A 21,737-nucleotide genomic window follows, 5' to 3' on the forward strand; every position below is an offset into this window, starting at 1 on the left:
CCCGGGCGGCCGGCGCGCTCAAGGCAGGGGCACGGCCGAAGCCTCCGCGGCAGAGGCCTCCGCGCCCGATCCTTCCTCCGTGGGCCCGCCCTCGCCGCCGAGAACCTGGTCCGCCGGCAGGACGAGAAAGCGCTGCATCACCTCGCGGGCCACGTCCGCGAGCTGGCGCAGGAAGGTCGTGGCCATGCCGGGCTGGTAGCGGGCCTCGTCGGAGCTCCCGATCGCCAGCACGCCGATGCGGCCTGCGCCTCCGAGCGGCAGCAGCGCCGCGGAGCGCACCCGGTCCCCCACCTCGCCGAACAGCGCCCGCGCCTGCTCAGCCGGCACGCGCCCGCAGAGAGGGGTCCCCATCCCCAGGATCGGAGCGAGGAGCCGGCGGCTGCGCTCGTCGGGCCCCAGGACCTCGGGCAGCGCCGCGTCGGCGGGCTGCGCCGGTGCGGCGAAGAGGCGCACCGCGGCGTGCTCGGCGCCGAAGCTCGCGCGCAGGGCCCGGTACAGGGTCTGCAAGGCCTCCGGCAGCGTGCGGCAGGCGACGAGGTCCAGGGTCAGCCCGTGCACCCGCTCGCTCAGCTGCTCGTTCTCGCGGGCGGTGACCAGCAGGTCCTGGAGCCGGCGCCGGAGCTGGTGACTCTGGTCGCGCAGGACGGTCACCTGGTACTCGATCAGGGACACGGCCCGGCCACAGGGGTGGAGCACCTCCATCTCCCCCACCAGGTCCCCGTGGCGCATGAAGAAATCCGGGTGTTGCCGCAGGTAGTCGGCCACGACCTGCTCGAGCCCCGACACCCCGGCGCCCTCCGTGCTCGCCGCGCTCATAGTTCGACCTCTCCCTCGAAGACCGTCACCGCCGGACCCGTCATCCACACCGGCCCCCCCTTCCCGTCCCAACGGATCCGCAGCCGCCCCCCGGGCAGGTCCACGTCCACGCTCTCCTCGAGCAGCGACCAGCGCCGCCCCGCCGCGACTGCGGCGCACGCCCCGGTGCCGCAGGCGAGGGTCTCACCGGCGCCCCGCTCCCAGACCCGCAGACGGACGTGGCGTGGGTCGACGATCTGCAGGAATCCCGCGTTCACCCGGCGGGGAAAGCGCGGGTGATTCTCGATGCGGGGCCCCAGGGTGCGCACGGGGGCCTCGTCCACGTCCGCCACCCGCAGCACCGCGTGGGGGTTGCCCATGGAGACGGCCCCCACCCGCACTTCCTCCCCGTCCACGTCGAGGAGATACTCGTCCGCGGTCGCCTCGGCGAGGAACGGAAGGGCCCCCGGCTCGAACCGCGGCGGCCCCATGTTGACCGTCACCTCGCCGTCGGCCTCGACCCGCGGGACGATGATCCCGGCCCGCGTCTCGACCCGGATCTCGCTCTTGGAGGTGAGGCCCTTCTCCCGCACGTAACGGGCGAAACAGCGGGCGCCGTTCCCGCACTGCTCCACCTCGCCGCCGTCGGCGTTGAAGATCCGGTAGCCGAAGTCCGCGTCGGCCCCCGAGGGGGGCGTCACGAGCAGGACCTGGTCGCAACCGACCCCGAAGCGGCGGTCGGCGAGCCACCGGATCTGCTCCGGAGTGAGATCCAGCGCACGGCGCGTCGCGTCGAACACGACGAAGTCGTTGCCGAGGCCGTGCATCTTGGTAAAGGAAAGACGCATGCTGCCGTTAGGTTAGCCGTACGTGCCGGGAGTCGAAGCGCGCGGGGTCTCTGGCGCCCCACCGCCGCAGCCCGGTCGAGGAAACCCGTTCCTCCTGGTTTTCAGTTAATTATCGAATACACTTACCACGTTGGTGGAGATGATGGCAAGGGCGCGTCGGCGATGCCGGCTCAGGGTGCCCGGGGCCGCCGAGGAGACGGGGACCGACCAGGACGCGATTGATGTCCCTGCGAGGAAAGCTGGAGATGGCCGGGGTCACCGACGTGGGCCGCAGGCGCGACCACAACGAGGACACTATCGTGACCGACGCGGGCCTCGGCCTTGCCGTCCTGGCGGACGGCATGGGCGGCTACAAGGGGGGCGAGGTCGCCAGCGCCCTGGCCGCGAACGTCCTGATGGAGGAGGTCCGCCGCAAGCTGAGGTGGCAGGAGGTCGCCGCGGTCGACGAGCGGACCGGCTATACCCGCGCCTCGCTCCTCATCCGCGATGCCATCAACCGGGCGAACGACTCCATCTATCGGACCGCCCAGGAGCAGCCCCACTGCCAGGGCATGGGCACGACGCTGGTCTCCCTGCTCTTCTACGACAACCGCCTGAGCGTGGGCCACGTCGGAGACTCGCGGCTGTACCGGGTGCGCGGAGAGGAGATCGAGCAGCTCACCGTGGACCACTCGCTGATGCAGGAGTTGGTCGACCGGGGGTTCTACACGCCCGAGCAGGCGCGCCGCCGCGTGCAGAAGAATCTCGTGACCCGGGCGGTGGGGGTCGACCCGACCGTGACCGCGGACCTGCAGGAAGAGGCGGTCCTGCCGGGGGACATCTACCTCGCCTGCTCCGACGGGCTGTCGGACCTCGTGGAAGATGGCGACATCCACTTAACCCTGACCCAGTACGGTGCTAACCTCTCCGAGGCCGCGCAACGTCTGGTCGAACTGGCCAACGCCAGGGGCGGGACCGACAACGTGTCGGTCATCCTCATACGGGCGCTGCGGCCGTTCCCGGCCCATCACCGTAGCCCATGGCGCATGAAGGTACTCCACTGGTTCACCTGAGGCGTAAGGACGGACCGACCATGACCGCAAAGCTGGTTCTGAGTCTGAACGGTGCGGTACTGCGCGAGTACCCGTTGAACAGGGAGCGCACGACGATCGGCCGGCGCCCCGAGAACGACATCCACATCGACAACCTCGCCGTGAGCGGCCAGCACGCGCTCGTCATCACCATCCTGAACGACTCGTTCCTGGAAGACCTGGGCAGCACCAACGGGACGTACGTCAACGGGAGGCTGGTGAAGAAGCACGCCCTGCAGCACGGCGACACCATCGCCATCGGCAAGCACGAGCTGCGTTACATCAACGAGCAGGCCTCGACGCACGACTCGGACTTCGACAAGACGATGATCATCCGGCCGGGGATGGTGACCCAGCCCGCGGTAGCGTTGCGCGGCGGCGGGGCTGCGGCGGCACTGGCCGAGAGGCCCACGTCCACGATTCACCCCCAGCCGGCAGCGGCCCAGCGGCCAGTCGCAGCGCTGCACACTGAGCCCCCCCCCGCCCCGGCGGCCCCACCTCCCGCGCCCCAGAGCGACGTGCAGCTGCCCCTCGCCCGCGTCCAGGTCCTGAACGGGCCGGCGGTGGGCAAGGAGCTGGAGCTGAAGAAGGCGCTCACGACCCTCGGCAAGCCCGGCGTGCAGGTCGCCGTGATCACGCGCCGCGTGCACGGCTACTTCATCACGCAGGTCGAGGGGCCCGGGCCGCTCGTGAACGGCCAGGCCATCGGGGCCCAGGCCCACCCGCTGCTCGAGAACGACGTCATCGAGCTTGCCGGCGTCAAGATGGAGTTTTCCTTCGTCGACTAGGTTTTCGAGGCCCGGTCACGCCGTCCCTGGCTGACCCGGCTTCCCCGACTCCTTGCGGTGCTCGCAGAGGTCCGCGATCAGGCAGCCCTGGCACTTCGGGTTGCGGGCGGTGCACACGTAGCGCCCGTGCAGGATGAGCCAGTGGTGCGCGCGGCGCAGGTAACGGGGCGGGACCACGGCGAGGAGCCCCTGCTCGACCGCGAGCGGCGTCTTGCCCGGCGCGAGGCCGGTGCGGTTCGCGACCCGGAAGATGTGGGTGTCGACCGCGATGACGGGCTCGCCGAAGGCGGTGTTCAGGATGACGTTGGCGGTCTTGCGGCCGACCCCGGGCAGGGCCTCGAGGTCCGCGCGGTCGCGCGGCACCTCGCCGCCGTGGCGCTCCAGCAGCAGCCGGCAGGCCTCGAAGATGTTGGCGGCCTTGGTGTTGTAGAGGCCGATGGTCTTGACGTATTCCTTCAGACCTTCGAGCCCGAGGGCGCGGACCGCGGCGGGGGTGTTCGCCACCGGGAAGAGCCGCGCGGTGGCCTGGTTCACGCCCTTGTCGGTCGCCTGGGCGGAGAGCACCACCGCCACCAGCAGCTCGAAGGGCGTCGTGTGGCGAAGCTCGCCCTTCGGCTCCGGGCTCGCCGCCTCGAAGCGGGCGAAGACCTCGGCCACCTGGCGAGGGTTCAGCACACCGCGTATCTCCGGGACCAAGGGGCGCCCGGCCGGCGTCCTCAGGCCGTCACGGCGTGGCCCGCCGCGGGGGCGGCAGCCGCCACGCGCGCTGCCCGCCGGCGGTCGATGGCGTTCTTCGCCGCGATCAGGAGACCGAGCCCGATGAAGGCCCCCGGCGGCAGGATGGCCGCGAGGAACCCGGGGTGGTCGGGGAACAGGGTCAGGGTCATCCAGTCGGCCCACCCGCCCAGCATGGCTCCCGCCTGGGCCATCAGGGTCCCCTGCCCCGCGAGCTCCCGCATCGCCCCGAGCACGAAGAGCACCGCGGTGAAGCCCGCGCCCACGGCGAGCCCGTCCACCAGCGAGGGCAGCGGGGGATTGCGCGAGGCGAACGACTCCGCGCGCCCGAGCACGTTGCAGTTCACCACGATGAGCGGGATGAAGATCCCCAGCACCGCGGCAAGGGCGGGGAAGTAGGCCTTCATCAGCAGGTCGATGACGGTGACGACCGCGGCGATGACGAGGACGTAGACCGGAATACGGACCTCGGGCCGGACGAACGGGGCGATCAGGGAGATCACCACGTTCGTCGTGGCCAGCACCGCGAGCGTGGCGACCCCGAGCCCCAGGCCGTTCACCGCCGAGGAAGTCACCGCCAGCGTGGGGCAGAGACCGAGCACGGCCACGAGGGCGGGGTTGTTGGTCCACAGCCCGTCGCGGACGATGGATGCGTACGTCGTGGAGCTCACCTCAACACCTCCGTCGGGCTCCCTCGTTCCTCACGGCGCGGCAGGGCTGGCGCCCGGCGCCGGCGCGAACAGCTCGGCGCGGTGCGCGCCGACGTACTCGAGGGTGTTCTTCACGGCCTTCACCACCGCCCTGGGCGTGATGGTCGCCCCGGTAAACTGGTCGAAGGCGCCGCCGTCCTTCTTCACCTTCCAGCGCTCGGGCGCCGGGTCCGCGAGGGAACGCCCGGTAAAGCGTGTGACCCAACTGGAGCGCCGCTCCTCCACCAGGTCCCCGAGCCCCGGCGTCTCCCGGTGCGCGAGCACGCGCACCCCGGCGAGCGTCCCGTCGTGGTTGACCGCCACCATCAGCTTGATGCTCCCCGCGTAGCCGTCCGGCGCCGAGGGGGTCAGGATGACCGCCACCGGCGCCCCGGCCCGCCGCGCCCGGTAGGCGGGCACCGGCGCCTCGGTGCCCAGCAGCCGGGCGTCGCGGACCTCGATCACGTCCGCCACGGGGTCGTTGTCGTGCGCCTCGGGGCTCACCACCGCGTGCAGGCTGAGCAGCAACGCCTGCCGCTCGACCTCCGCGATCCGCTCCCGGGTCGCGGCGTGGGTGAGCGCGATCAGCAGAACGCCCGCCGCCGCGAACACGGCGAGCACGGCGGCGGCCCGGGTCATCGCTCGCAGGACCACGCCTCACGCCCTCCCGTGACCGAACACCCGCGGCTGGGTGTAGTGGTCGATGGTCGGAACCACGATGTTCATGAGCAGCACGGAAAAGGCCAGCGCGTCCGGGTAGCCGCCCCAGACCCGGATCACGTACTCCAGCACGCCGATACCGCCGGCATAGACGATCCGCCCGAGGGGGGTGGTCGACGCGGTGACCGGATCCGTCGCGATGAAGAAGGCGCCGAGCATGGCCCCCCCCGCGAACATGTGGAAGAGCGGTGAGGCGTAGCGGGCCGGGTCCATGAGGTGGAAGACCAGGGCGATCGCGAACAGCGTGGCCATCATGGTCACGGGGATGTGCCAGGTGATCACCCGCCGGTAGATGAGCCACAGCCCCCCCAGGAGGAACCCGATGCTCCCCCACTCCCAACCCCGGCCGGCGAGGGCCCCGAAGACCGGACTCGTGCTGGCGTCGCCGACGCTCACGCCCGCGCCCAGCTTGACCTTCAGATAGTCGAGCGGGGTCGCCCCCGTCAGGGCGTCGAAGGGCGCGCTCTCGGGGGTACCGGAGAAGATCATCCCGACGCTGTCGAGGAAGCCCACGGGGTGGCCGCTCACGACGTCGGCCGCCGGCCAGACCGTCATGTACTTCGGGAACGACACGAGGAGCAGCACGTAGCCGATCATCGCCGGGTTGAACGGGTTGTAGCCGAGCCCCCCGTACAGGTGCTTGGCGACGACGATGGCGAAGGCCGCCCCGACCGCGGTGACCCACCAGGGCGCGACCGCGGGCAGCGCCACTGCGAGCAGGGCGGCGGTGACCACCGCGCTGCCGTCCCCGAGGAACTGGCCCACGGGCCGGCCGCGCAACACGAGCATGAGCCACTCGCTCGCGAGGGCCACCACCGAGGCGAGGGCGATGTTGACCACCACACCCCAGCCGAAGAACCACACGTACGCCGCGACACCCGGCACGAGCGCGTAGAGCACGTCCAGCATCACCTTCCGCACGCTCGCCTCGCCGTGCCGGTGGGGCGAGCTCGGTGTGATCAGACGTGGGGTCACGACCCTGCCTCCGTATCGGACTCGGCCTTCGCGGCCTGTTTCGCGCGGGCCCGCTCGATCGCCGCCTGGGCCGCGGCGCTCTTCGGGTCTTCGCTCGCGGCGCCCGGCGCTGTCCCCGCGGGCGCCTTCTTCTTCTGCTGCAGGCGCTCCTCACGCTCGCGCTTCTCGGCCTCGAGCCGCTCGACGCGGCGGGCGTGCCGGCTCTTCGCGAGGTCGGCCCGCTGGCGGTCGCGGTCCAGGGACAGGATCTCGCTCTTGGCGAAGCGGAAATACTGCACGAGCGGGATGTGGCTCGGGCAGACGTAGGCGCAGCAGCCGCACTCGATGCAGTCGAAGAGGTTGTATTCCCGGGCCCGGTCGAAGTCCTTCGCGCGGGAGTACCAGTACATCTGCTGGGGCAGGAGGCTCATGGGACAGGCCCGGGAGCAGGACCCGCAACGGATGCACGGCAGCGCCGGCTCGGCCGGGACCGTGGGCACGTCCACCAGCACGCAGTTGCTGGTCTTCACCACCGGCACCGCGTCGTCGTGGAGCGCGAAGCCCATCATCGGGCCGCCCATGACCAGGGCGCGGGCCTGGGCCGGCCTCGGGTCGCACTGGGAGAGCAGGTGCGCGACGGGGGTTCCGATCGCGACCTCCAGATTGCGCGGGCGGCCAACGCCGGGGCCGGTGACGGTGACCACGCGGCTGACGAGGGGCTCGCCCCGCTCCAGCGCCCGGTGCATCGCCGCCACGGTGGCGACGTTCTGCACCACCACACCCACGTCGAGGGGGAGCTTTCCGCTCGGGACCTCGCGGCCCGTGAGGATCCGGACCAACTGCTTCTCGCCGCCCGTCGGGTAGAGCGTCGGGACCAGCTCCACCTCGACCCCGTCGCCGGCCGCCCGGCGCAGTGCCTCGTAGGCCTCGGGCTTGTTGTCCTCGATGCCGATGACGCAGCGCCGCGCCTGCACCGCGTGGCGGGCGATGCGTGCCCCGGCCACCACCTCCTCCGGGCGCTCGCGCATCAGGCGGTCGTCGGACGTGATGTACGGCTCGCACTCGGCGCCGTTCACGATCACGGTGTCGACGACCTTGCCCGGACCGGGGCTGAGCTTGATGAAGGTCGGGAACCCCGCTCCCCCCAGGCCGACGATCCCGGCCTCGCGCACGGCGCTGCGCAGCCGGCTCGGTTCGACGGACTGCCAGTCCGGCAGGGGCACCCGCTCGCCCCACGCGTCCTCGCCGTCCGGCTCGACCACGATGCAGGGCGCGCGTAGTCCCGAGGGGTGCGGCACCGGCCGATCCTCGATCGCCACCACCCGGCCGGAGGTCGAGGCATGGACGGGGACGCTGACGTAGCCGCCCGCCTTCGCGACCACCTGCCCCTTGAGGACCCGGTCTCCCACGCGGACCACCGGTTCCGCAGGCACGCCGATGTGCTGTTGCAGGGGGAAGACTAGCAACTCCGGCAGCGGCGCCGGAGCGATGGGCTCCCCGTTCGACAACTCCTTGAAGCCGGGCGGGTGGATCCCCCCGGGGATTGCGAAGGGCTTCGGGCTCACGCCGCCTCCCGTGCCGGGGCGGGGTAGACCCACTTCCAGGTCCGCAGGTCTTCCGGCACCGTCTCCATGCGGATGCAGGACACCGGGCAGGGATCCACGCAGAGCGCACAGCCCGTGCACTCGGAGCGCAAGACGGTGTGCAGGTGCTTGGCCGAGCCGACGATGGCGTCCACCGGGCAGGTCTGGGCGCAGACCGTGCAGCCCACGCACCAGGGCTCGTCGATCACCGCCACCTGCCGGCCCTTCGGGCCTTCGGCGGCGTCGGCAGACCCGGGGTCGCGCCCCAGGAGGTCGGCCAGCGACTTGACGACGTTGGCGCCGCCGGGGACGCAGAGATTGATCTCCGCCTCGCCCCGCGCGACCGCCTCGGCGTACTGGCGGCAGCCGGGGAGGCCGCACTGCCCGCACTGCATCTGCGGCAGCAGGCCTTCGATCTGTTCCACGACCGGGTCTCCCTCGACCCGGAAGCGCACCGACGAGTAGCCGAGGATGAGGCCGAAGAGGCCTGCAAGCAGCGTCAGGGCGGCGACCGCGGTGATCACGGGCTTAGGTCCTCACCAGTCCGGCGAACCCCATGAAGGCGAGCGACATCAGCCCCGCGGTGACGAGGGCGATGGACACGCCCTGGAAAGGCGCGGGGACGTCCGCTGCCACCAGGCGCTCGCGGATGGCGGCGAACAGGACCAGCACGAGGGAGAAGCCCACCGCAGCCCCGAACCCGTACAGCGCGGAGCCGAACAGGCTGTGCTTCTCCTGCACGTTCAGCAGCGCGACGCCGAGCACGATGCAGTTCGTGGTGATGAGCGGCAGATAGATCCCGAGCAGACGGTAGAGCAGCGGACTCACCTTGTGCACCACCATCTCCGTGAACTGCACGGCCACGGCGATGACGAGGATGAAGGCGATGGTGCGCAGGTAGTCGGCCCCGAGCGGAACCAGCACGAAGGTATCGACGGCGTAGCTCAGAACCGCGGAGAGCGTGATCACGAAGGTCGTCGCGAGGCCCATGCCGAGGGCCGTGTCCACCTTGCGCGACACCCCCATGAAGGGGCAGAGGCCGAGGAACTTGACGAGCACGAAGTTGTTGACCAACACCGTGCCCACGAGGAGGAGGAGGTACTCGCGCATCGTTCAGATACTCCACACGGGCGCAGGCCGGGGGAATACCACGAATGGGCTAGAGAGGCCGCCAAGAAACATAAATCAGGTCCCGGGAATGTAAGGGAATTTTCCGGGGGCACCGGCGCTACTTGACGCGCATCCCCGGCACGGCGCCCTCGTCGGGGGAGAGCAGGAAGATGTCCGCCCCGCCCGGTCCGGCGGCGAGCACCATGCCCTCGGAGACCCCGAAACGCATCTTGCGGGGCGCGAGGTTCGCCACCACCACCGTGAGCCGTCCGACCAGCGCCGCCGCGTCGTAGGCCGACCGGATCCCGGCGAACACCGTGCGGGTCTCCCCGCCCAGGTCGAGCGTCAGGCGGAGCAGCTTGTCCACCCCCTCCACGGTCTCCGCGGCGAGGACCCGCGCGACCCGGAGGTCGACCTTCGCGAATTCCTCGATCCCGATGACGGGGGCCGGGGACTCCCCCGGAGCGCCGCCGGCCGGAGCCGGGGCCGGGGCCGGACTCGCCGCAGTCGCGCGAGCGGGAGCCCCCCCGGGGGCCTGGGCCTGGGCCTGAGCGGGGGCCGGGGCTGGGCGAGGCACCGAAGCAACAGAAGAAGAACCCGGAGCAGCCTGCGGCTTCGAGGCCTCCACCAGCGCGTCGACCCGCTCGCGCTCGACCCTCGTCATCAGCGGGGTGAAGGGCCGCACCCGGTGCCCCAGCAAGGGGCGGTCGAGGTCAGCCCAGGCGAGCGGCGGGACGTCCAGGAACGACTCCACCTTCTCGGCCATGCGGGGCAGCACCGGCTTCAGGTAGGTCGCCAGCACCCGGAAGAGCTCGAGCCCGAGGCTGCAGATCGCCTGCAGGTCGGCCTCCCGGCCGGGCTCCTTCGCCACCTGCCAGGGCTTGCGCTCGTCGATCCAGGCGTTGGCCTGGTCCGCGAGCTGCATCACCTCGCGCATCGCCCGGCCGTACTCACGGGCCTCGAAGAGCTCCGCGATGGCCTCGCCCCGGTTGACAAAGCTGGAGAACAGGCCCGGGTCGGCGAGGCGGTCGGCCAGCCGGCCCTCGAAGCGCTTGCCGATGAACCCCGCGCAGCGCGAGGCGATGTTGACCACCTTGCCCACGAGGTCCGCGTTCACCCGCTGGACGAAGTCCTCCAGGCTGAGGTCGATGTCGTCGATGCCCGCCCCGAGCTTGGCCGCGAAGTAGTAGCGCAGGTACTCCGGGCCCAGGTGGTCGAGGTAGGTGCGGGCGCTGATGAAGGTGCCGCGCGACTTCGACATCTTCTGCCCGTTGACGGTGAGGAAGCCGTGGCAGTAGACGGCGCTCGGCGTGCGGAAGCCCCCGCCCGTGAGCTCGGCGGGCCAGAACAGGGTGTGGAAGTAGGCGATGTCCTTGCCGATGAAGTGGTAGACCTCGGCGGTGCTCCCCGGGGCCCAGAAGGCGTCGAAGTCGAGGTCGGGGCGCCGGTCGCAGAGGTTGCGGAAGCTCGCGAGATAGCCGATCGGGGCGTCGAGCCAGACGTAGAAGTACTTGTCGGGCCTGCCCGGCATCTCGAATCCGAAATAGGGTGCGTCGCGGGTGATGTCCCAGTCCTGCAGCCCGGCCTGGAACCACTCCTCGAGCTTGTGGACGATCTCGGGCTGCAGCGCCCCGCTCCCGGTCCACTCCCGCAGCATCGGCTCGAAGTCCGCGAGCCGCACGAAGTCGTGCTCGGTCGCCCGCTCGACCGGGGTCGCCCCGGACAGGGCCGAGACCGGATTCTTCAGGTCCGTGGGGCTGTAGGTCGCGCCGCACACCTCGCAGCTGTCGCCGTACTGGTCCTGCGCGCCGCAGCGCGGGCACTCGCCGCGGATGAACCGGTCCGGCAGGAACATCTCCTTCACCGGGTCGTAGGCCTGGCGGATGGTGCGGGTGACGATGTGCCCGCCGGCCCGCAGGCCCTCGTAGATCCGGCTCGCGAAGGCCCGGTTCTCCGGCGAGTGCGTCGTGTAGTAATGGTCGAACCCGATGGCGAAGTCGGCGAAATCCGCCCGGTGCTCCGCGCCCACCCGGGCGATCAGCGCCTCGGGAGTCACGCCCTCCTGCTGGGCCTTCAGCATGATCGGGGTGCCGTGCGCGTCGTCCGCGCAGACGTACAGACACTGGTGTCCGCGCATGCGCTGGAAGCGCACCCAGATGTCGGTCTGGATGTACTCGACCAGGTGGCCGATGTGGATGGGGCCGTTGGCGTACGGCAGGGCGCTGGTGACGAGGATGGTGCGTTCGGCGCTGGGCATGGGGCGGCTCCGGAGGCTCGCGACTACGTTACCACCGCGCTCCCCCGCCTGCACCGGGACGCCGCGGCCACGCCCGCCCCGGGGCCCGGGAAGACGGGGCGGCCACCGCCTGGTATAGAATGGCCGGCCAATCGCCACACGACGTGGTTCATCGGCAGCGGCGCGCGGCCCGGGAATGGGTGTCTCCGGGACGCGGGCGCGGCCGGCGCAGAGGCAATCTCGGACAGGCATTCTCGGGAGGCAAGGCCATGCCAGCAGTGACGCGCGAGCAGGTGGAGGGGGCCCTGCGGGAGGTCGTCGACCCCTTCCTCGAAACGGACCTGGTGTCCACCCGGAGCGTGAAGGACATCGAGGTCGCCGACGGCAAGGTGACCGTCCGGGTCGTGCTGGGCTACCCCGCGAAGAGCCACTTCAGCGCCCTCGCCGACCTGGTAAAGGCGCGCGTGGCCGCCCTCCCGGGCGTCTCCTCGGTCGCCGTGGAGGTGACCAGCAAGGTCGTCTCGCACGCCGTGCAGAAGGGCGTGCAGCCGATGAAGAACGTCAGGAACATCATCGCCGTGGCCTCTGGCAAGGGCGGGGTGGGCAAGTCCACGGTCGCCGTCAACCTCGCCCTCGCCCTCTCCCAGGAAGGGGCGCGGGTCGGGATCCTGGACGCGGACATCTACGGCCCCAGCCAGCCGCGCATGCTGGGCATGCACCAGAAGCCCGAGTCGAAGGACGGTCAGAGCCTCGAGCCGATCGTCAGCTACCAGATCCAGTCCATGTCGATCGGCTACCTGATCGACGAGGAGACGCCGATGATCTGGCGCGGCCCGATGGTCACGCAGGCCCTGGAGCAGCTCCTGAAGGACACCAATTGGCGAGATCTGGATTACCTGATCATCGACCTGCCGCCGGGCACCGGTGACATCCAGCTGACGCTCGCGCAGAAAATCCCCGTCTCGGGTGCGGTCATCGTCACCACACCCCAGGACATCGCCCTGCTCGACGCCCGCAAGGGCCTCAAGATGTTCGAGAAGGTGCACGTCCCCGTGCTCGGCGTGGTGGAGAACATGAGCGTCCACATCTGCAGCCACTGCGGCCACGAGGAGCCCATCTTCGGCCAGGGCGGCGGGCTGCGCATGGCCCAGCAGTACGGCGTGGACTTCCTCGGCGGCATTCCGCTCGACTCCCGCATCCGCGAGGACACGGACCTCGGAAGCCCGACCGTGGTCCGCGAGCCCGACGGGCGGGTCGCCCAGATCTACCGCGACATCGCGCGGCGCGCGGCGGCGAAGCTCTCGCTGAAGAGCAGGGACTACACGGTGAAGTTTCCGAGCATCGTCGTGAAGAACGACTGAGGGTCATCCCGAAGCCGCGAGACCCCCTGGCGCAACCGTTTCGGCGAAACAACGAGACATGTCCGTAAAGTCCGACAAGTGGATCCGGCGCATGGCAGCGGAGCACCGGATGATCGAGCCGTTCGAGCCGCACCAGGTGCGCGAGAACGCGACCGGCCGCGTCGTTTCCTACGGCACGTCGAGCTACGGCTACGACATCCGGTGCGCGAACGAATTCAAGATCTTCACCAACATCAATTCCGCCATCGTCGATCCGAAGAACTTCGACTCCAACAGCTTCGTTGACCTGGTCGCGGACGTCTGCATCATCCCGCCCAACTCCTTCGCCCTCGCGCGCACCGTCGAGTACTTCCGCATCCCGAGGAAAGTGCTCACGATCTGTCTCGGCAAGTCCACCTACGCGCGCTGCGGCATCATCGTCAACGTGACCCCGCTCGAGCCGGAGTGGGAAGGGCACGTGACGCTGGAGTTCTCCAACACCACTCCGCTGCCGGCGAAGATCTACGCCAACGAGGGCGTCGCCCAGGTCCTCTTCTTCGAGTCCGACGAGGAGTGCGAGACCTCCTACCGGGACCGGGCCGGCAAGTACCAGGGGCAGCGGGGGGTGACGCTCCCCAGGGCCTGACGCCCGGCCGCCCCCAGAGAGCATCGGCGAATCCCAGCAGAAGCGGATACCACCCCCGACAGCGAGAAGCCCATGAGCGAGCGGATCGACTTCGGCGTCAAGACCGGCGCGCCCGAGCGTATGAAGACCGGCCTCCTCGCCGTGGGGGTGTTCGAGAAGCGCAGGCTCTCGCCGGCGGCCGAGTCCCTGGACGGCGCCTCCCAGGGCTACCTGGCCGACGTCCTCCGCCGGGGCGACCTGGAGGGCAAGGTCGGGCAGACACTGCTGCTGCAGCGCGTCCCGGGGATCAGCGCGGAGCGCGTGCTGCTGGTGGGCTGCGGACGCGAGCGGGACCTGACACCCGCCCCGTTCGCAAGAGCCGCCGCGAGCGCGGCCAGGGCCATCGCCGCCACCGCTGCGAGCGACGCGCTGAGCCTGCTGCCCGGCCTCGCCGTGCGCGACCGGGACCTCGCCTGGAGGGTCCGGGAGACGGTCGTCGCGACCCGCGGCGCCACCTACCGGTTCGACCGGATGAAGAGCGAGAAGGAGGGACCGGCGCGGGCGCTGCGCCGGGTCACGCTGGGGCTCCCCGGGCGCCGGGACCTGCAGGCGGGGCAGCGGGGACTGCGCGAGGGGGTCGCCATCGCCGACGGTGTCGAGCGCGCCCGGGACCTCGCCAATCTGCCCGCCAACGTGTGCACCCCCGCCTTCCTGGCCGAGCAGGCACGGGCCCTCGCCGGGGAGCACCCCGCCTTGCACGTCGAAGTCCTGGACGAACGGGACATGGAGAAGCTCGGCATGGGGGCGCTCCTCGCGGTCGCCCGGGGCTCGCGTCAGCCCCCGCGCCTCATCGTGCTCGAGTACCGCGGCACCGAGAAGAAGGACCGCCCCGTCGTGCTGGTGGGCAAGGGGGTGACCTTCGACGCCGGAGGGATCTCCCTGAAGCCGGGCCAGGGCATGGACGAGATGAAGTTCGACATGAGCGGGGCCGCCGCCGTGCTCGGCGTGCTGCACGCCGTGGCGTCCCTCGCCCTGCCGCTGCGCGTCGTGGGGGTGGTGCCGGCCACCGAGAACCTGCCGGACGGCAACGCCATCAAGCCGGGCGACATCGTCACGAGCCTCTCGGGGCAGACCATCGAGGTGCTCAACACCGACGCCGAGGGCCGTCTCATCCTCTGCGACGCCCTCACGTACGTGGACCGCTACGACCCCGCCGTGGTGATCGACGTCGCGACCCTCACCGGCGCCTGCGTCGTGGCGCTCGGGCGGGTGCCGAGCGGGCTCTTCGCGAACCACCCGCCGCTCGCGCGCGACCTCCTGGCCGCGGGCGAGGTGAGCGGCGACCGGGTGTGGGAACTGCCCCTGTGGGAGGAGTACCGGGAGCTCCTCAAGAGCAACTTCGCCGACGTGGCGAACATCGGGGGTCCCGAGGCGGGCGCAATCACCGCGGCGACCTTCCTCGCCCGATTCACCCGCAAGTATCGCTGGGCACACCTGGACATCGCGGGCACGGCCTGGCTCACCGGCAAGGAGAAGGGCGCCACGGGCCGACCGGTGCCGCTCCTGACCCGGTACCTGCTGGACCGGGCCCCCCGGGGCTGAGGAAACGGGGCGCCGCGTGCCGAGGGTCGACTTCTACGTCGTCGCCGACTCCGCCCCCGGAGCCGCGACCCTGCTGGCCTGCCGCCTGGCCGAGAAGGCCTGGCTCGCGGGCCACCGGGTCTACCTGCACGCGGCCGGCGCGGCCGAGGCGGCGAGAGTGGACGACACCCTCTGGACCTTCCGCCAGGACAGCTTCGTCCCCCACGGGCGATATCCGGAGCAGGCGCGGGAGGGACTGACCGTGCTGGTGGGCTCGGGCGGCGACCCCGAAGGCTTCGGCGACCTCCTGATCAACCTGACCCGGGAGGTGCCGCCCTTCCACGCGCGCTTCGAGCGGGTGCTCGAGATCGTCGCCGCGGACCCGGAGGCCCGGGAGGCCGGCCGCGCGCGATATCGGTTCTACAGCCAGGAAGGGTATCCTCTGCAGAGCCACAACGTATGACGCCTTGCCGGCCGGCGGAGCACCCTGCGCCCCGGTGGCCGGGCGTCGCCGCGGGGTAGACCCCGCAAGGGGCATCCCCGCCGGAGCCCGCAGAGCACCGCACCCTGAGGCACGCAAATGGGAACGGACAATCGCGACAGCTCGACGCAACGGCCGCCGCCTCGGGAGCCCGTGGCGGCCCTGGACGGGGCCCTGGACGCCCTGCAGGGCATGCTCGAGCGCCAGCGCGTGGTCCCTCCGGACTCCGACCCCGAGGGGGCCGACCTCGCCGAGGACCTGCCGGTCCTCGATCAGGTGGTGATCCCGGGGGCGGGCGCCCGGGGCGCGAGACCGGCGCCGCCTCCCGCCCGGGAGCCCGCGCCCGAGCGCCCCTGGCCGACCCCTCCCCCTGCCCTTCCCGCCCACGATGACCTGCTGAAGCGGCTGACGAGCGAGGTCGAGGTCATCATCGAAGAAACCCTCTCCGAGGCACTCGCGCGGTTGCGCAAGGAGATCCGCGCGCGTGTGAAGCAGCACCTGGACATCGTGCTCCCGGAGGTGCTCGAGGAGCTGATGAGCCGGACCCGCCGCGGCCCCTGAACTGGAACCCCATGGACAAGACCTACGACCCCCACGCCATCGAGCAGCGCTGGTACGAAACCTGGGAGGCCCGCGGCCATTTCGCGCCCCGGGGCGAAGGCCCCGCCTACTGCATCCTGATCCCGCCGCCCAACGTGACGGGGACGCTGCACATGGGCCACGCGTTCCAGGACACCATCATGGACGCGCTCGTGCGCTACCACCGGATGCAGGGGCACGCGACCCTCTGGCAGGCGGGCACCGACCACGCGGGGATCGCCACCCAGATGGTGGTGGAGCGTCAGCTGAACGCCGCGGGGCGCACCCGCCACGACCTGGGCCGCGAAGCCTTCCTCGCGCGCGTGTGGGAGTGGCGTGCCCATTCGGGCGGAACGATCACCCGACAGCTGCGGCGCATGGGCGCCTCCCTCGACTGGGAGACCGAGCGCTTCACCATGGACGAGGGCCTCTCGCGGGCGGTGACGGAGGTCTTCGTCCGGCTCTACGAGGAGGGGCTGCTCTACCGCGGCAAGCGGCTCGTCAACTGGGACCCGGTGCTGCACACGGCCGTCTCCGACCTCGAGGTGGTGTCCGAGGAGGAGGAGGGCTCCATGTGGCACATGCGCTATCCGCTCGTGGACGGCTCGGGGCACCTCACGGTCGCCACCACCCGCCCCGAGACGATGCTGGGGGACGCGGCGGTGGCCGTTCACCCCGGCGACGAGCGCTACCGGCACCTGGTCGGCCAGCACGTCGAGCTGCCCCTGACCGGCCGCCACATCCCGATCATCGCCGACGAGTACGTGGACCCGGAGTTCGGTTCCGGGGTGGTGAAGATCACCCCCGCCCACGACTTCAACGACTACCAGGTGTGGCTGCGGCACCGGGACACCACCGCCCTGCGGGAGGTGCCCCAGAACGGCCTCATCAACATCTTCACGGTGGACGCCCGGGTGAAGGGCTCGCCCCTCGAAGACCGGGCCTGGGGGCACCGGGCACCCGACACCGCCGGGGTCGTACCCTCCGACGCCGAGGGCGTGGCCGGCCCGCCCACCGCGGAGCTGATGCCCCCGGCCTACCGAGGGCTCGACCGCTACGAGGCGCGGGCGCGGATCGTGGCCGACCTGGAGGCCCTGGGGCTGCTGGAGAAGATCGAGCCCCACCGGCTCATGGTGCCCCGGGGCGACCGCTCCCATGCGGTCATCGAGCCCTACCTGACCGACCAGTGGTTCGTGAAGGCGGGCCCGCTCGCCGAGGCCGCGGTGCGCGCGGTGGAGGAAGGCCGCATCCGCTTCGTGCCCGAGAACTGGTCCCGGACCTATTACGACTGGATGCGCCACATCCAGGACTGGTGCATCAGCCGCCAGATCTGGTGGGGGCACCGCATCCCGGCCTGGTACGACCACGAGGGCGAGGTCTACGTGGGCCGCAGCGAGGCAGAGGTGCGCGCGACCCACGGGCTCGGCGGGGGCGTGACGCTCACCCAGGACCCGGACGTCCTCGACACCTGGTTCTCCTCGGCGCTCTGGCCCTTCTCCACCCTCGGGTGGCCCGAGTCCACCGAGCGCTTGCGGACCTTCTACCCTACCAGCGTCCTCGTCACGGGCTTCGACATCATCTTCTTCTGGGTGGCCCGGATGATCATGATGGGCCTGAAGTTCATGGGCGACGTTCCGTTCCGCGACGTCTACATCCACGGCCTGGTGCGCGACGCCGAGGGCCAGAAGATGTCGAAGTCCAAGGGCAACGTCCTGGACCCGCTCGACCTCATCGACGGCATCGACCTCGAGACCCTGGTCGCCAAGCGCACCCGGGACCTGATGCAGCCGCAGATGGCGAAGGCCATCGAGAAGGCGACCCGCCAGCAGTTCCCCGACGGGATCCCCGCCTACGGCACCGACGCCCTGCGCTTCACCTTCGCCGCGCTCGCCACCCAGGGGCGCGACGTGCGCTTCGACCTCGGCCGGGTCGCCGGGTACCGCAACTTCTGCAACAAGCTGTGGAACGCGGCGCGCTACGTCCTGATGAACACGGAAGGCCAGGACTGTGGCCAGGACGGCGGCGCCCTCGCCCTGTCCACAGCGGACCGCTGGATCCTGTCCCGGCTGCAGAAGACCGTCCGGGCGGTGCGCGAGGGCTTCGACGGCTACCGCTTCGATCAGGCCGCCCAGGCCCTCTACGAATTCACCTGGAACGAGTACTGCGACTGGTACCTGGAGCTGTCCAAGCCCGTGCTCACCGCGAGCGCGAGCAGCGACGCCGAGCGTCGCGGGACCCGGGGCACGCTGGTGCGGGTGCTCGAGACCCTGCTGCGCCTGGCCCACCCGCTGATGCCCTTCCTGACCGAGGAGGTCTGGCAGCGGGTGGCCCCCCTGGCCGGCGCGGCGCGGGGCGAGACGGACCCCACCGTCATGCTCGCCCCCTATCCCGTCCACGACCCGGCACAGGTCGACGAGGACGCGGAAGCGGAGATGCGCTGGGTGATGGGCGTCATCCTCGGCGTGCGCCGGATCCGGGGCGAGATGAACATCGCGCCCTCGAAGCCGCTGCCCGTCCTGCTGCACCACGGTGGGGACCGGGACCGGACCTACCTGGAGCGCCACCGGCGCTTCGTGGAGAACCTCGCCCGGGTGGAGTCGGTGACCTGGCTCGAGCCGAAGGACGTCGCGCCCGAGTCCGCGACCGCCCTGGTCGGCGAGATGCAGGTGTTGATCCCCCTGGCCGGCCTCATCGACAAGGCGGCGGAGAGCGCCCGGCTCGGCAAGGAGATCGAGCGCCTGCGCCGGGAGTTGGAGCGCGCCGAGGCCAAGCTCGCCAACCCGAGCTTCGTGGACCGCGCGCCGGCCGAGGTGGTCCTGAAGGAGAAGGACCGGGTCACGGAACTGAGGGGATCCATCGAGAAGCTGGAGGGCCAGCTCGCCCGCATCCGCGCGCTCTAGGCGCCGCCCTGCGGGCGGGCGCGACCGCAGGGGGACGATTCATGCGCCGTCCCCCGCGGGGCGTCACTCCTTCAGCTTGATCGTGAGCTGACCGTCGGTGACGCTGATGTGCTCGATGCCCGCGGCGAAGGCGCTCCAGAAGCCCTGGTCGCCGCCGAACTCGCCCACCAGGTCCACGTGCTTCAGGCCGCCCAGCCACGCATTGGGGATGGGCACGCCCCAGAGGCTCACGCCCGTCAGTGCCACCACCGGCTTGTTGCCGGCGTAGCGCAGCTCCAGGCCGGCGTTGAGCTTGAGGGTCTTTCCCCCGAGGACGGGGAACTCCGGGTCCACCGGCACCAGCAGCTTGACGCTCGCCATGTCCTGGGAGAGGTCGATGGCGAGCCGCTGGGCCATGTCGGTGTTGCTGGCGAGCAGCGCGTTCAGCTCCCGGGTGCTGAAGCTGACCTCACGCTTGGCCCCCGCCTCGCTGTAGCGCTCCGGCTCCAGGCGCGCCGGGCCTCCCGCCGTGTCGGCCTTCGGGCCCGCGGGCTTCGGGGCCTTCTCCGCGTTCGTCGCCTTTTCGGCGGCGGGCCGGACCCGGGGGCCGTGCCCTGCGGGGTCCAGCCGGTCCAGCTTCTGGTTCAGCGCCACCTCTTCCCTGGCGCTGAGCTGCACCGGTTTGAACTCCCTCGGGAACACGTAGTGCGTCATGACCCAGACGGTGACCCCGGCGGTCAGGACGACGACGAGGAGGATGAGCAGGACAATCCTGCCCCAGCCCATCCCACCCTCCCGCTCCACGGGTGCCACGGGCGCCGCACGCGCCGGTTGCATCTCCATCGTCCTTTCCTCCGGGCTCACGCCCGGGGGGATGAGCACCCCCCGGGCGCCACGTCGGTTACGCCAGGTTCTTCGCGGCGAAGCCCCAGTTGACGAGCTTGTCCAGGACCGCCTGGACGTAGTCCGCCCGCTTGTTCTGGTAGTCCAGATAGTAGGCGTGCTCCCACACGTCGATGGTGAGGAGCGGCTTCATGCCCTTGGTGGTGGGGTTGTCGGCGTTGCCGGTCTTCACCACGACGAGCTTGCCGCCGTCCATCGCGAGCCAGGCCCAGCCGCTGCCGAACTGGCCGAGCGCGGCCTTCTTCAGCTCGTCCTTGCACGCGGCCACGCTGCCGAACGACGCCTCCATCAGCTTCGCCAACTCCGCGGGGGGCTCACCGCCGCCGCCGGGCTTCAGGCTCATCCAGTAGAAGTCGTGGTTCCAGACCTGGGCCGCGTTGTTGAAGATCGCGACCTTCTCGGCGTTGCCCGCGGTGGCGGCGACAACCTTGGCGAGCGGCTTGTCGGCGAGGTCGGTGCCCGCGACCAGCTTGTTCAGGTTGTCCACGTAGCCCTTGTGGTGCTTGCCGTAGTGGAAGCCGATGGTGTTGGACGAGATCACCGGGTCCAGCGCGTTGTCGGCATAGGGCAGCTTCATCAGGCTGAACGGACCCGCGGCAGGGGCCGTCTGGGCCCGCGCAACGCGCGACAGACCGCCGAGACCCGTGGCGACGGCGAGACCCGCTGCACCGAGCAGGAAGTGGCGGCGGCCGACGGAACGAGACGACTCATCACGGTCGATGGGGCTCATGGTGTGCTCCTTCTCTCCTTGGGGTACCGGCCGGACGCGTGCGGCACCCTCGTGCGCTCCGTGCCCGGGCCTTTTGTGAAACCGCAGAGCATACTCTGCCAATGCCGGGACGGTGGCAAGGCCCCGCGCCGGCTGCCGGAACCGGGCGAAACCCGGCCTGCGGGGGCGCGTTGCCGGAGGCCCCGCGGGTGATACTCTGCCCTGCGCCACCCCACGACGCCCCGGTCCCCGTATCGTGCTCAGCTACCGCCACGCCTTCCACGCCGGCAACCCTGCCGACGTCCTCAAGCACGCCGTCCTGGTCCGCCTGATCGAGTCGCTGGCGGGCAAGGAGACGCCCTTCTTCTACCTGGACACGCACGCCGGGGCGGGGCTCTACGACCTCGAGGACACCCGCGCGAGCAGGCTGCGGGAGTGGCGCGAAGGAGTCGGAAGACTGTGGGACGCGACCACCGTGCCCGCACCCCTCTCCGGCTACCTGCGCCTGGTGCGCGAGGCCCAGACGGACCCGGCCGCACCACGCCCGCGCCGCTACCCCGGCTCGCCCTGGCTCGTCCGCCGGCTGCTGCGCCCGGGCGACCGGATGGTGCTCTGCGAGCTGCACCCCGCCGACCACCCGGCGCTCCGGGAGCGCTTCTCGGGCGATCGGCAGGTCGCCGTCCACCACCGGGACGGCTACGAGGCCTTGAAGGCCTTGCTGCCCCCGGCCGAGCGCCGCGGGCTGGTCCTGCTCGACCCGGCCTACGAGCTCCCCGGCGAGTGGGAACGGGCCGCCGAGGGGCTCGCGAACGCCTGGCGGCGCTGGCCGACGGGCGGGCTCGCGCTCTGGTATCCCCTGCTCGCCCACGGCCCCGAGGTCCGCCTGTACCGGAACGTCGAGGAGGCGGGCCTGCGCAAGGTCCTGCGGGTCGAGCTGCGGGTCCGGCCCGCCGATAGCCCCGCGGGGATGAACGGCGCGGGGCTCCTGCTGGTCAACCCGCCCTGGCGGCTCGACGGGGAGCTCGCCGGTTGGCTGCCGTGGCTCCGCCGGCAGCTCGCACCCCAGGGCCAGGGCGGCGAGTCGGTGGATTGGCTCGTGCCGGAGTGAAGAC

Annotated in this window: 21 protein-coding genes; 9 read left to right on the forward strand and 12 right to left on the reverse strand. The window is 71.0% G+C overall.

Features of this window, described 5'->3' with window-relative positions:
* Positions 1–18: 18 nt before the first annotated feature.
* A complete protein-coding gene (locus tag KA217_09770; GenBank protein MBP7712734.1) occupies positions 19–816 on the reverse strand; it encodes a DUF484 family protein in 798 nt (265 codons plus the stop codon).
* Complete coding sequence (gene dapF, locus KA217_09775; protein MBP7712735.1) at positions 813–1,643, reverse strand: diaminopimelate epimerase; 831 nt, start codon at positions 1,641–1,643, stop codon at positions 813–815. Before dapF ends, KA217_09770 begins: the two co-directional genes overlap by 4 nt.
* A gap of 245 nt (positions 1,644–1,888) precedes the next feature.
* Here dapF and KA217_09780 point away from each other — a divergent pair, with 245 nt between their 5' ends.
* Positions 1,889–2,695, forward strand: a complete 807-nt coding sequence (locus KA217_09780; protein MBP7712736.1) for a Stp1/IreP family PP2C-type Ser/Thr phosphatase — start codon at positions 1,889–1,891, stop codon at positions 2,693–2,695.
* A 20-nt stretch (positions 2,696–2,715) separates the two neighbouring features.
* Complete coding sequence (locus tag KA217_09785; protein MBP7712737.1) at positions 2,716–3,501, forward strand: FHA domain-containing protein; 786 nt, start codon at positions 2,716–2,718, stop codon at positions 3,499–3,501.
* A gap of 15 nt (positions 3,502–3,516) precedes the next feature.
* On the opposite strand, the gene nth is transcribed toward KA217_09785, so the two are convergent.
* The 8 genes from nth to metG all read right to left on the reverse strand — a co-directional run bounded on the left by nth (position 3,517) and on the right by metG (position 11,549).
* Complete coding sequence (gene nth, locus KA217_09790) at positions 3,517–4,173, reverse strand: endonuclease III (GenBank protein ID MBP7712738.1); 657 nt, start codon at positions 4,171–4,173, stop codon at positions 3,517–3,519.
* A gap of 44 nt (positions 4,174–4,217) precedes the next feature.
* Complete coding sequence (locus KA217_09795; GenBank protein ID MBP7712739.1) at positions 4,218–4,907, reverse strand: electron transport complex subunit E; 690 nt, start codon at positions 4,905–4,907, stop codon at positions 4,218–4,220.
* Between the two features lie 30 nt (positions 4,908–4,937).
* On the reverse strand, positions 4,938–5,564 hold the full coding sequence (gene rsxG, locus KA217_09800) for an electron transport complex subunit RsxG (protein ID MBP7712740.1): 627 nt from the start codon (positions 5,562–5,564) through the stop codon (positions 4,938–4,940).
* A gap of 18 nt (positions 5,565–5,582) precedes the next feature.
* Positions 5,583–6,608 carry an electron transport complex subunit RsxD gene (gene rsxD / locus KA217_09805; GenBank protein ID MBP7712741.1) on the reverse strand — a complete coding sequence of 342 codons (1,026 nt, stop codon included), beginning with the start codon at positions 6,606–6,608 and terminating at the stop codon, positions 5,583–5,585.
* Positions 6,609–6,616: 8 nt separating this feature from the next.
* Complete coding sequence (gene rsxC / locus KA217_09810; GenBank protein ID MBP7712742.1) at positions 6,617–8,164, reverse strand: electron transport complex subunit RsxC; 1,548 nt, start codon at positions 8,162–8,164, stop codon at positions 6,617–6,619.
* Complete coding sequence (rsxB, locus tag KA217_09815) at positions 8,161–8,706, reverse strand: electron transport complex subunit RsxB (protein MBP7712743.1); 546 nt, start codon at positions 8,704–8,706, stop codon at positions 8,161–8,163. The genes rsxC and rsxB overlap by 4 nt, the downstream gene beginning before the upstream one ends.
* A gap of 4 nt (positions 8,707–8,710) precedes the next feature.
* Positions 8,711–9,292: an electron transport complex subunit RsxA gene (rsxA, locus tag KA217_09820; GenBank protein MBP7712744.1), complete on the reverse strand. Its 582-nt coding sequence runs from the start codon at positions 9,290–9,292 to the stop codon at positions 8,711–8,713.
* A 118-nt stretch (positions 9,293–9,410) separates the two neighbouring features.
* The gene (gene metG, locus KA217_09825) at positions 9,411–11,549 is read right to left on the reverse strand and encodes a methionine--tRNA ligase (protein MBP7712745.1); all 2,139 of its coding nucleotides are present in this window, start codon (positions 11,547–11,549) and stop codon (positions 9,411–9,413) included.
* Positions 11,550–11,797: 248 nt separating this feature from the next.
* On the opposite strand from metG, the gene apbC reads away from it, so the two are divergent.
* From apbC to KA217_09855, 6 genes are all read left to right on the forward strand, one after another.
* On the forward strand, positions 11,798–12,889 hold the full coding sequence (apbC, locus tag KA217_09830; GenBank protein MBP7712746.1) for an iron-sulfur cluster carrier protein ApbC: 1,092 nt from the start codon (positions 11,798–11,800) through the stop codon (positions 12,887–12,889).
* Between the two features lie 58 nt (positions 12,890–12,947).
* Complete coding sequence (locus tag KA217_09835; protein ID MBP7712747.1) at positions 12,948–13,514, forward strand: dCTP deaminase; 567 nt, start codon at positions 12,948–12,950, stop codon at positions 13,512–13,514.
* A gap of 84 nt (positions 13,515–13,598) precedes the next feature.
* On the forward strand, positions 13,599–15,095 hold the full coding sequence (locus KA217_09840) for a leucyl aminopeptidase (protein MBP7712748.1): 1,497 nt from the start codon (positions 13,599–13,601) through the stop codon (positions 15,093–15,095).
* A 16-nt stretch (positions 15,096–15,111) separates the two neighbouring features.
* Complete coding sequence (locus KA217_09845) at positions 15,112–15,537, forward strand: DNA polymerase III subunit chi (protein MBP7712749.1); 426 nt, start codon at positions 15,112–15,114, stop codon at positions 15,535–15,537.
* A gap of 117 nt (positions 15,538–15,654) precedes the next feature.
* Positions 15,655–16,116, forward strand: a complete 462-nt coding sequence (locus KA217_09850) for a hypothetical protein (GenBank protein ID MBP7712750.1) — start codon at positions 15,655–15,657, stop codon at positions 16,114–16,116.
* Between the two features lie 11 nt (positions 16,117–16,127).
* Complete coding sequence (locus KA217_09855) at positions 16,128–19,034, forward strand: valine--tRNA ligase (protein MBP7712751.1); 2,907 nt, start codon at positions 16,128–16,130, stop codon at positions 19,032–19,034.
* A 63-nt stretch (positions 19,035–19,097) separates the two neighbouring features.
* Here KA217_09855 and KA217_09860 read toward each other — a convergent pair whose 3' ends face one another.
* Together KA217_09860 and KA217_09865 are read right to left on the reverse strand one after the other, a co-directional pair.
* The gene (locus KA217_09860) at positions 19,098–19,799 is read right to left on the reverse strand and encodes an arginine N-succinyltransferase (protein MBP7712752.1); all 702 of its coding nucleotides are present in this window, start codon (positions 19,797–19,799) and stop codon (positions 19,098–19,100) included.
* A 115-nt stretch (positions 19,800–19,914) separates the two neighbouring features.
* Positions 19,915–20,646, reverse strand: a complete 732-nt coding sequence (locus KA217_09865) for a superoxide dismutase (protein ID MBP7712753.1) — start codon at positions 20,644–20,646, stop codon at positions 19,915–19,917.
* A gap of 235 nt (positions 20,647–20,881) precedes the next feature.
* On the opposite strand from KA217_09865, the gene KA217_09870 reads away from it, so the two are divergent.
* Complete coding sequence (locus KA217_09870) at positions 20,882–21,733, forward strand: 23S rRNA (adenine(2030)-N(6))-methyltransferase RlmJ (GenBank protein ID MBP7712754.1); 852 nt, start codon at positions 20,882–20,884, stop codon at positions 21,731–21,733.
* Positions 21,734–21,737: the final 4 nt, after the last annotated feature.

The organism is Gammaproteobacteria bacterium, from assembly GCA_017999615.1.
GTDB lineage: Bacteria > Pseudomonadota > Gammaproteobacteria > JAABTG01 > JAABTG01 > JAGNLM01.

Bases quoted from the DNA above. Each gene is read 5' to 3' on its own strand.
- apbC (MBP7712746.1), top strand. From the start codon at position 11,798: ATGCCAGCAGTGACGCGCGAGCAGGTGGAGGGGGCCCTGCGGGAGGTC.
- KA217_09865 (MBP7712753.1), bottom strand. From the start codon at position 20,646: ATGAGCCCCATCGACCGTGATGAGTCGTCTCGTTCCGTCGGCCGCCGC.
- KA217_09850 (MBP7712750.1), top strand. From the start codon at position 15,655: ATGGGAACGGACAATCGCGACAGCTCGACGCAACGGCCGCCGCCTCGG.
- KA217_09770 (MBP7712734.1), bottom strand. From the start codon at position 816: ATGAGCGCGGCGAGCACGGAGGGCGCCGGGGTGTCGGGGCTCGAGCAG.
- KA217_09835 (MBP7712747.1), top strand. From the start codon at position 12,948: ATGTCCGTAAAGTCCGACAAGTGGATCCGGCGCATGGCAGCGGAGCAC.
- dapF (MBP7712735.1), bottom strand. From the start codon at position 1,643: ATGCGTCTTTCCTTTACCAAGATGCACGGCCTCGGCAACGACTTCGTC.
- KA217_09860 (MBP7712752.1), bottom strand. From the start codon at position 19,799: ATGGGCTGGGGCAGGATTGTCCTGCTCATCCTCCTCGTCGTCGTCCTG.
- KA217_09855 (MBP7712751.1), top strand. From the start codon at position 16,128: ATGGACAAGACCTACGACCCCCACGCCATCGAGCAGCGCTGGTACGAA.
- rsxA (MBP7712744.1), bottom strand. From the start codon at position 9,292: ATGCGCGAGTACCTCCTCCTCCTCGTGGGCACGGTGTTGGTCAACAAC.
- KA217_09785 (MBP7712737.1), top strand. From the start codon at position 2,716: ATGACCGCAAAGCTGGTTCTGAGTCTGAACGGTGCGGTACTGCGCGAG.
- rsxG (MBP7712740.1), bottom strand. From the start codon at position 5,564: ATGACCCGGGCCGCCGCCGTGCTCGCCGTGTTCGCGGCGGCGGGCGTT.
- metG (MBP7712745.1), bottom strand. From the start codon at position 11,549: ATGCCCAGCGCCGAACGCACCATCCTCGTCACCAGCGCCCTGCCGTAC.
- KA217_09780 (MBP7712736.1), top strand. From the start codon at position 1,889: ATGGCCGGGGTCACCGACGTGGGCCGCAGGCGCGACCACAACGAGGAC.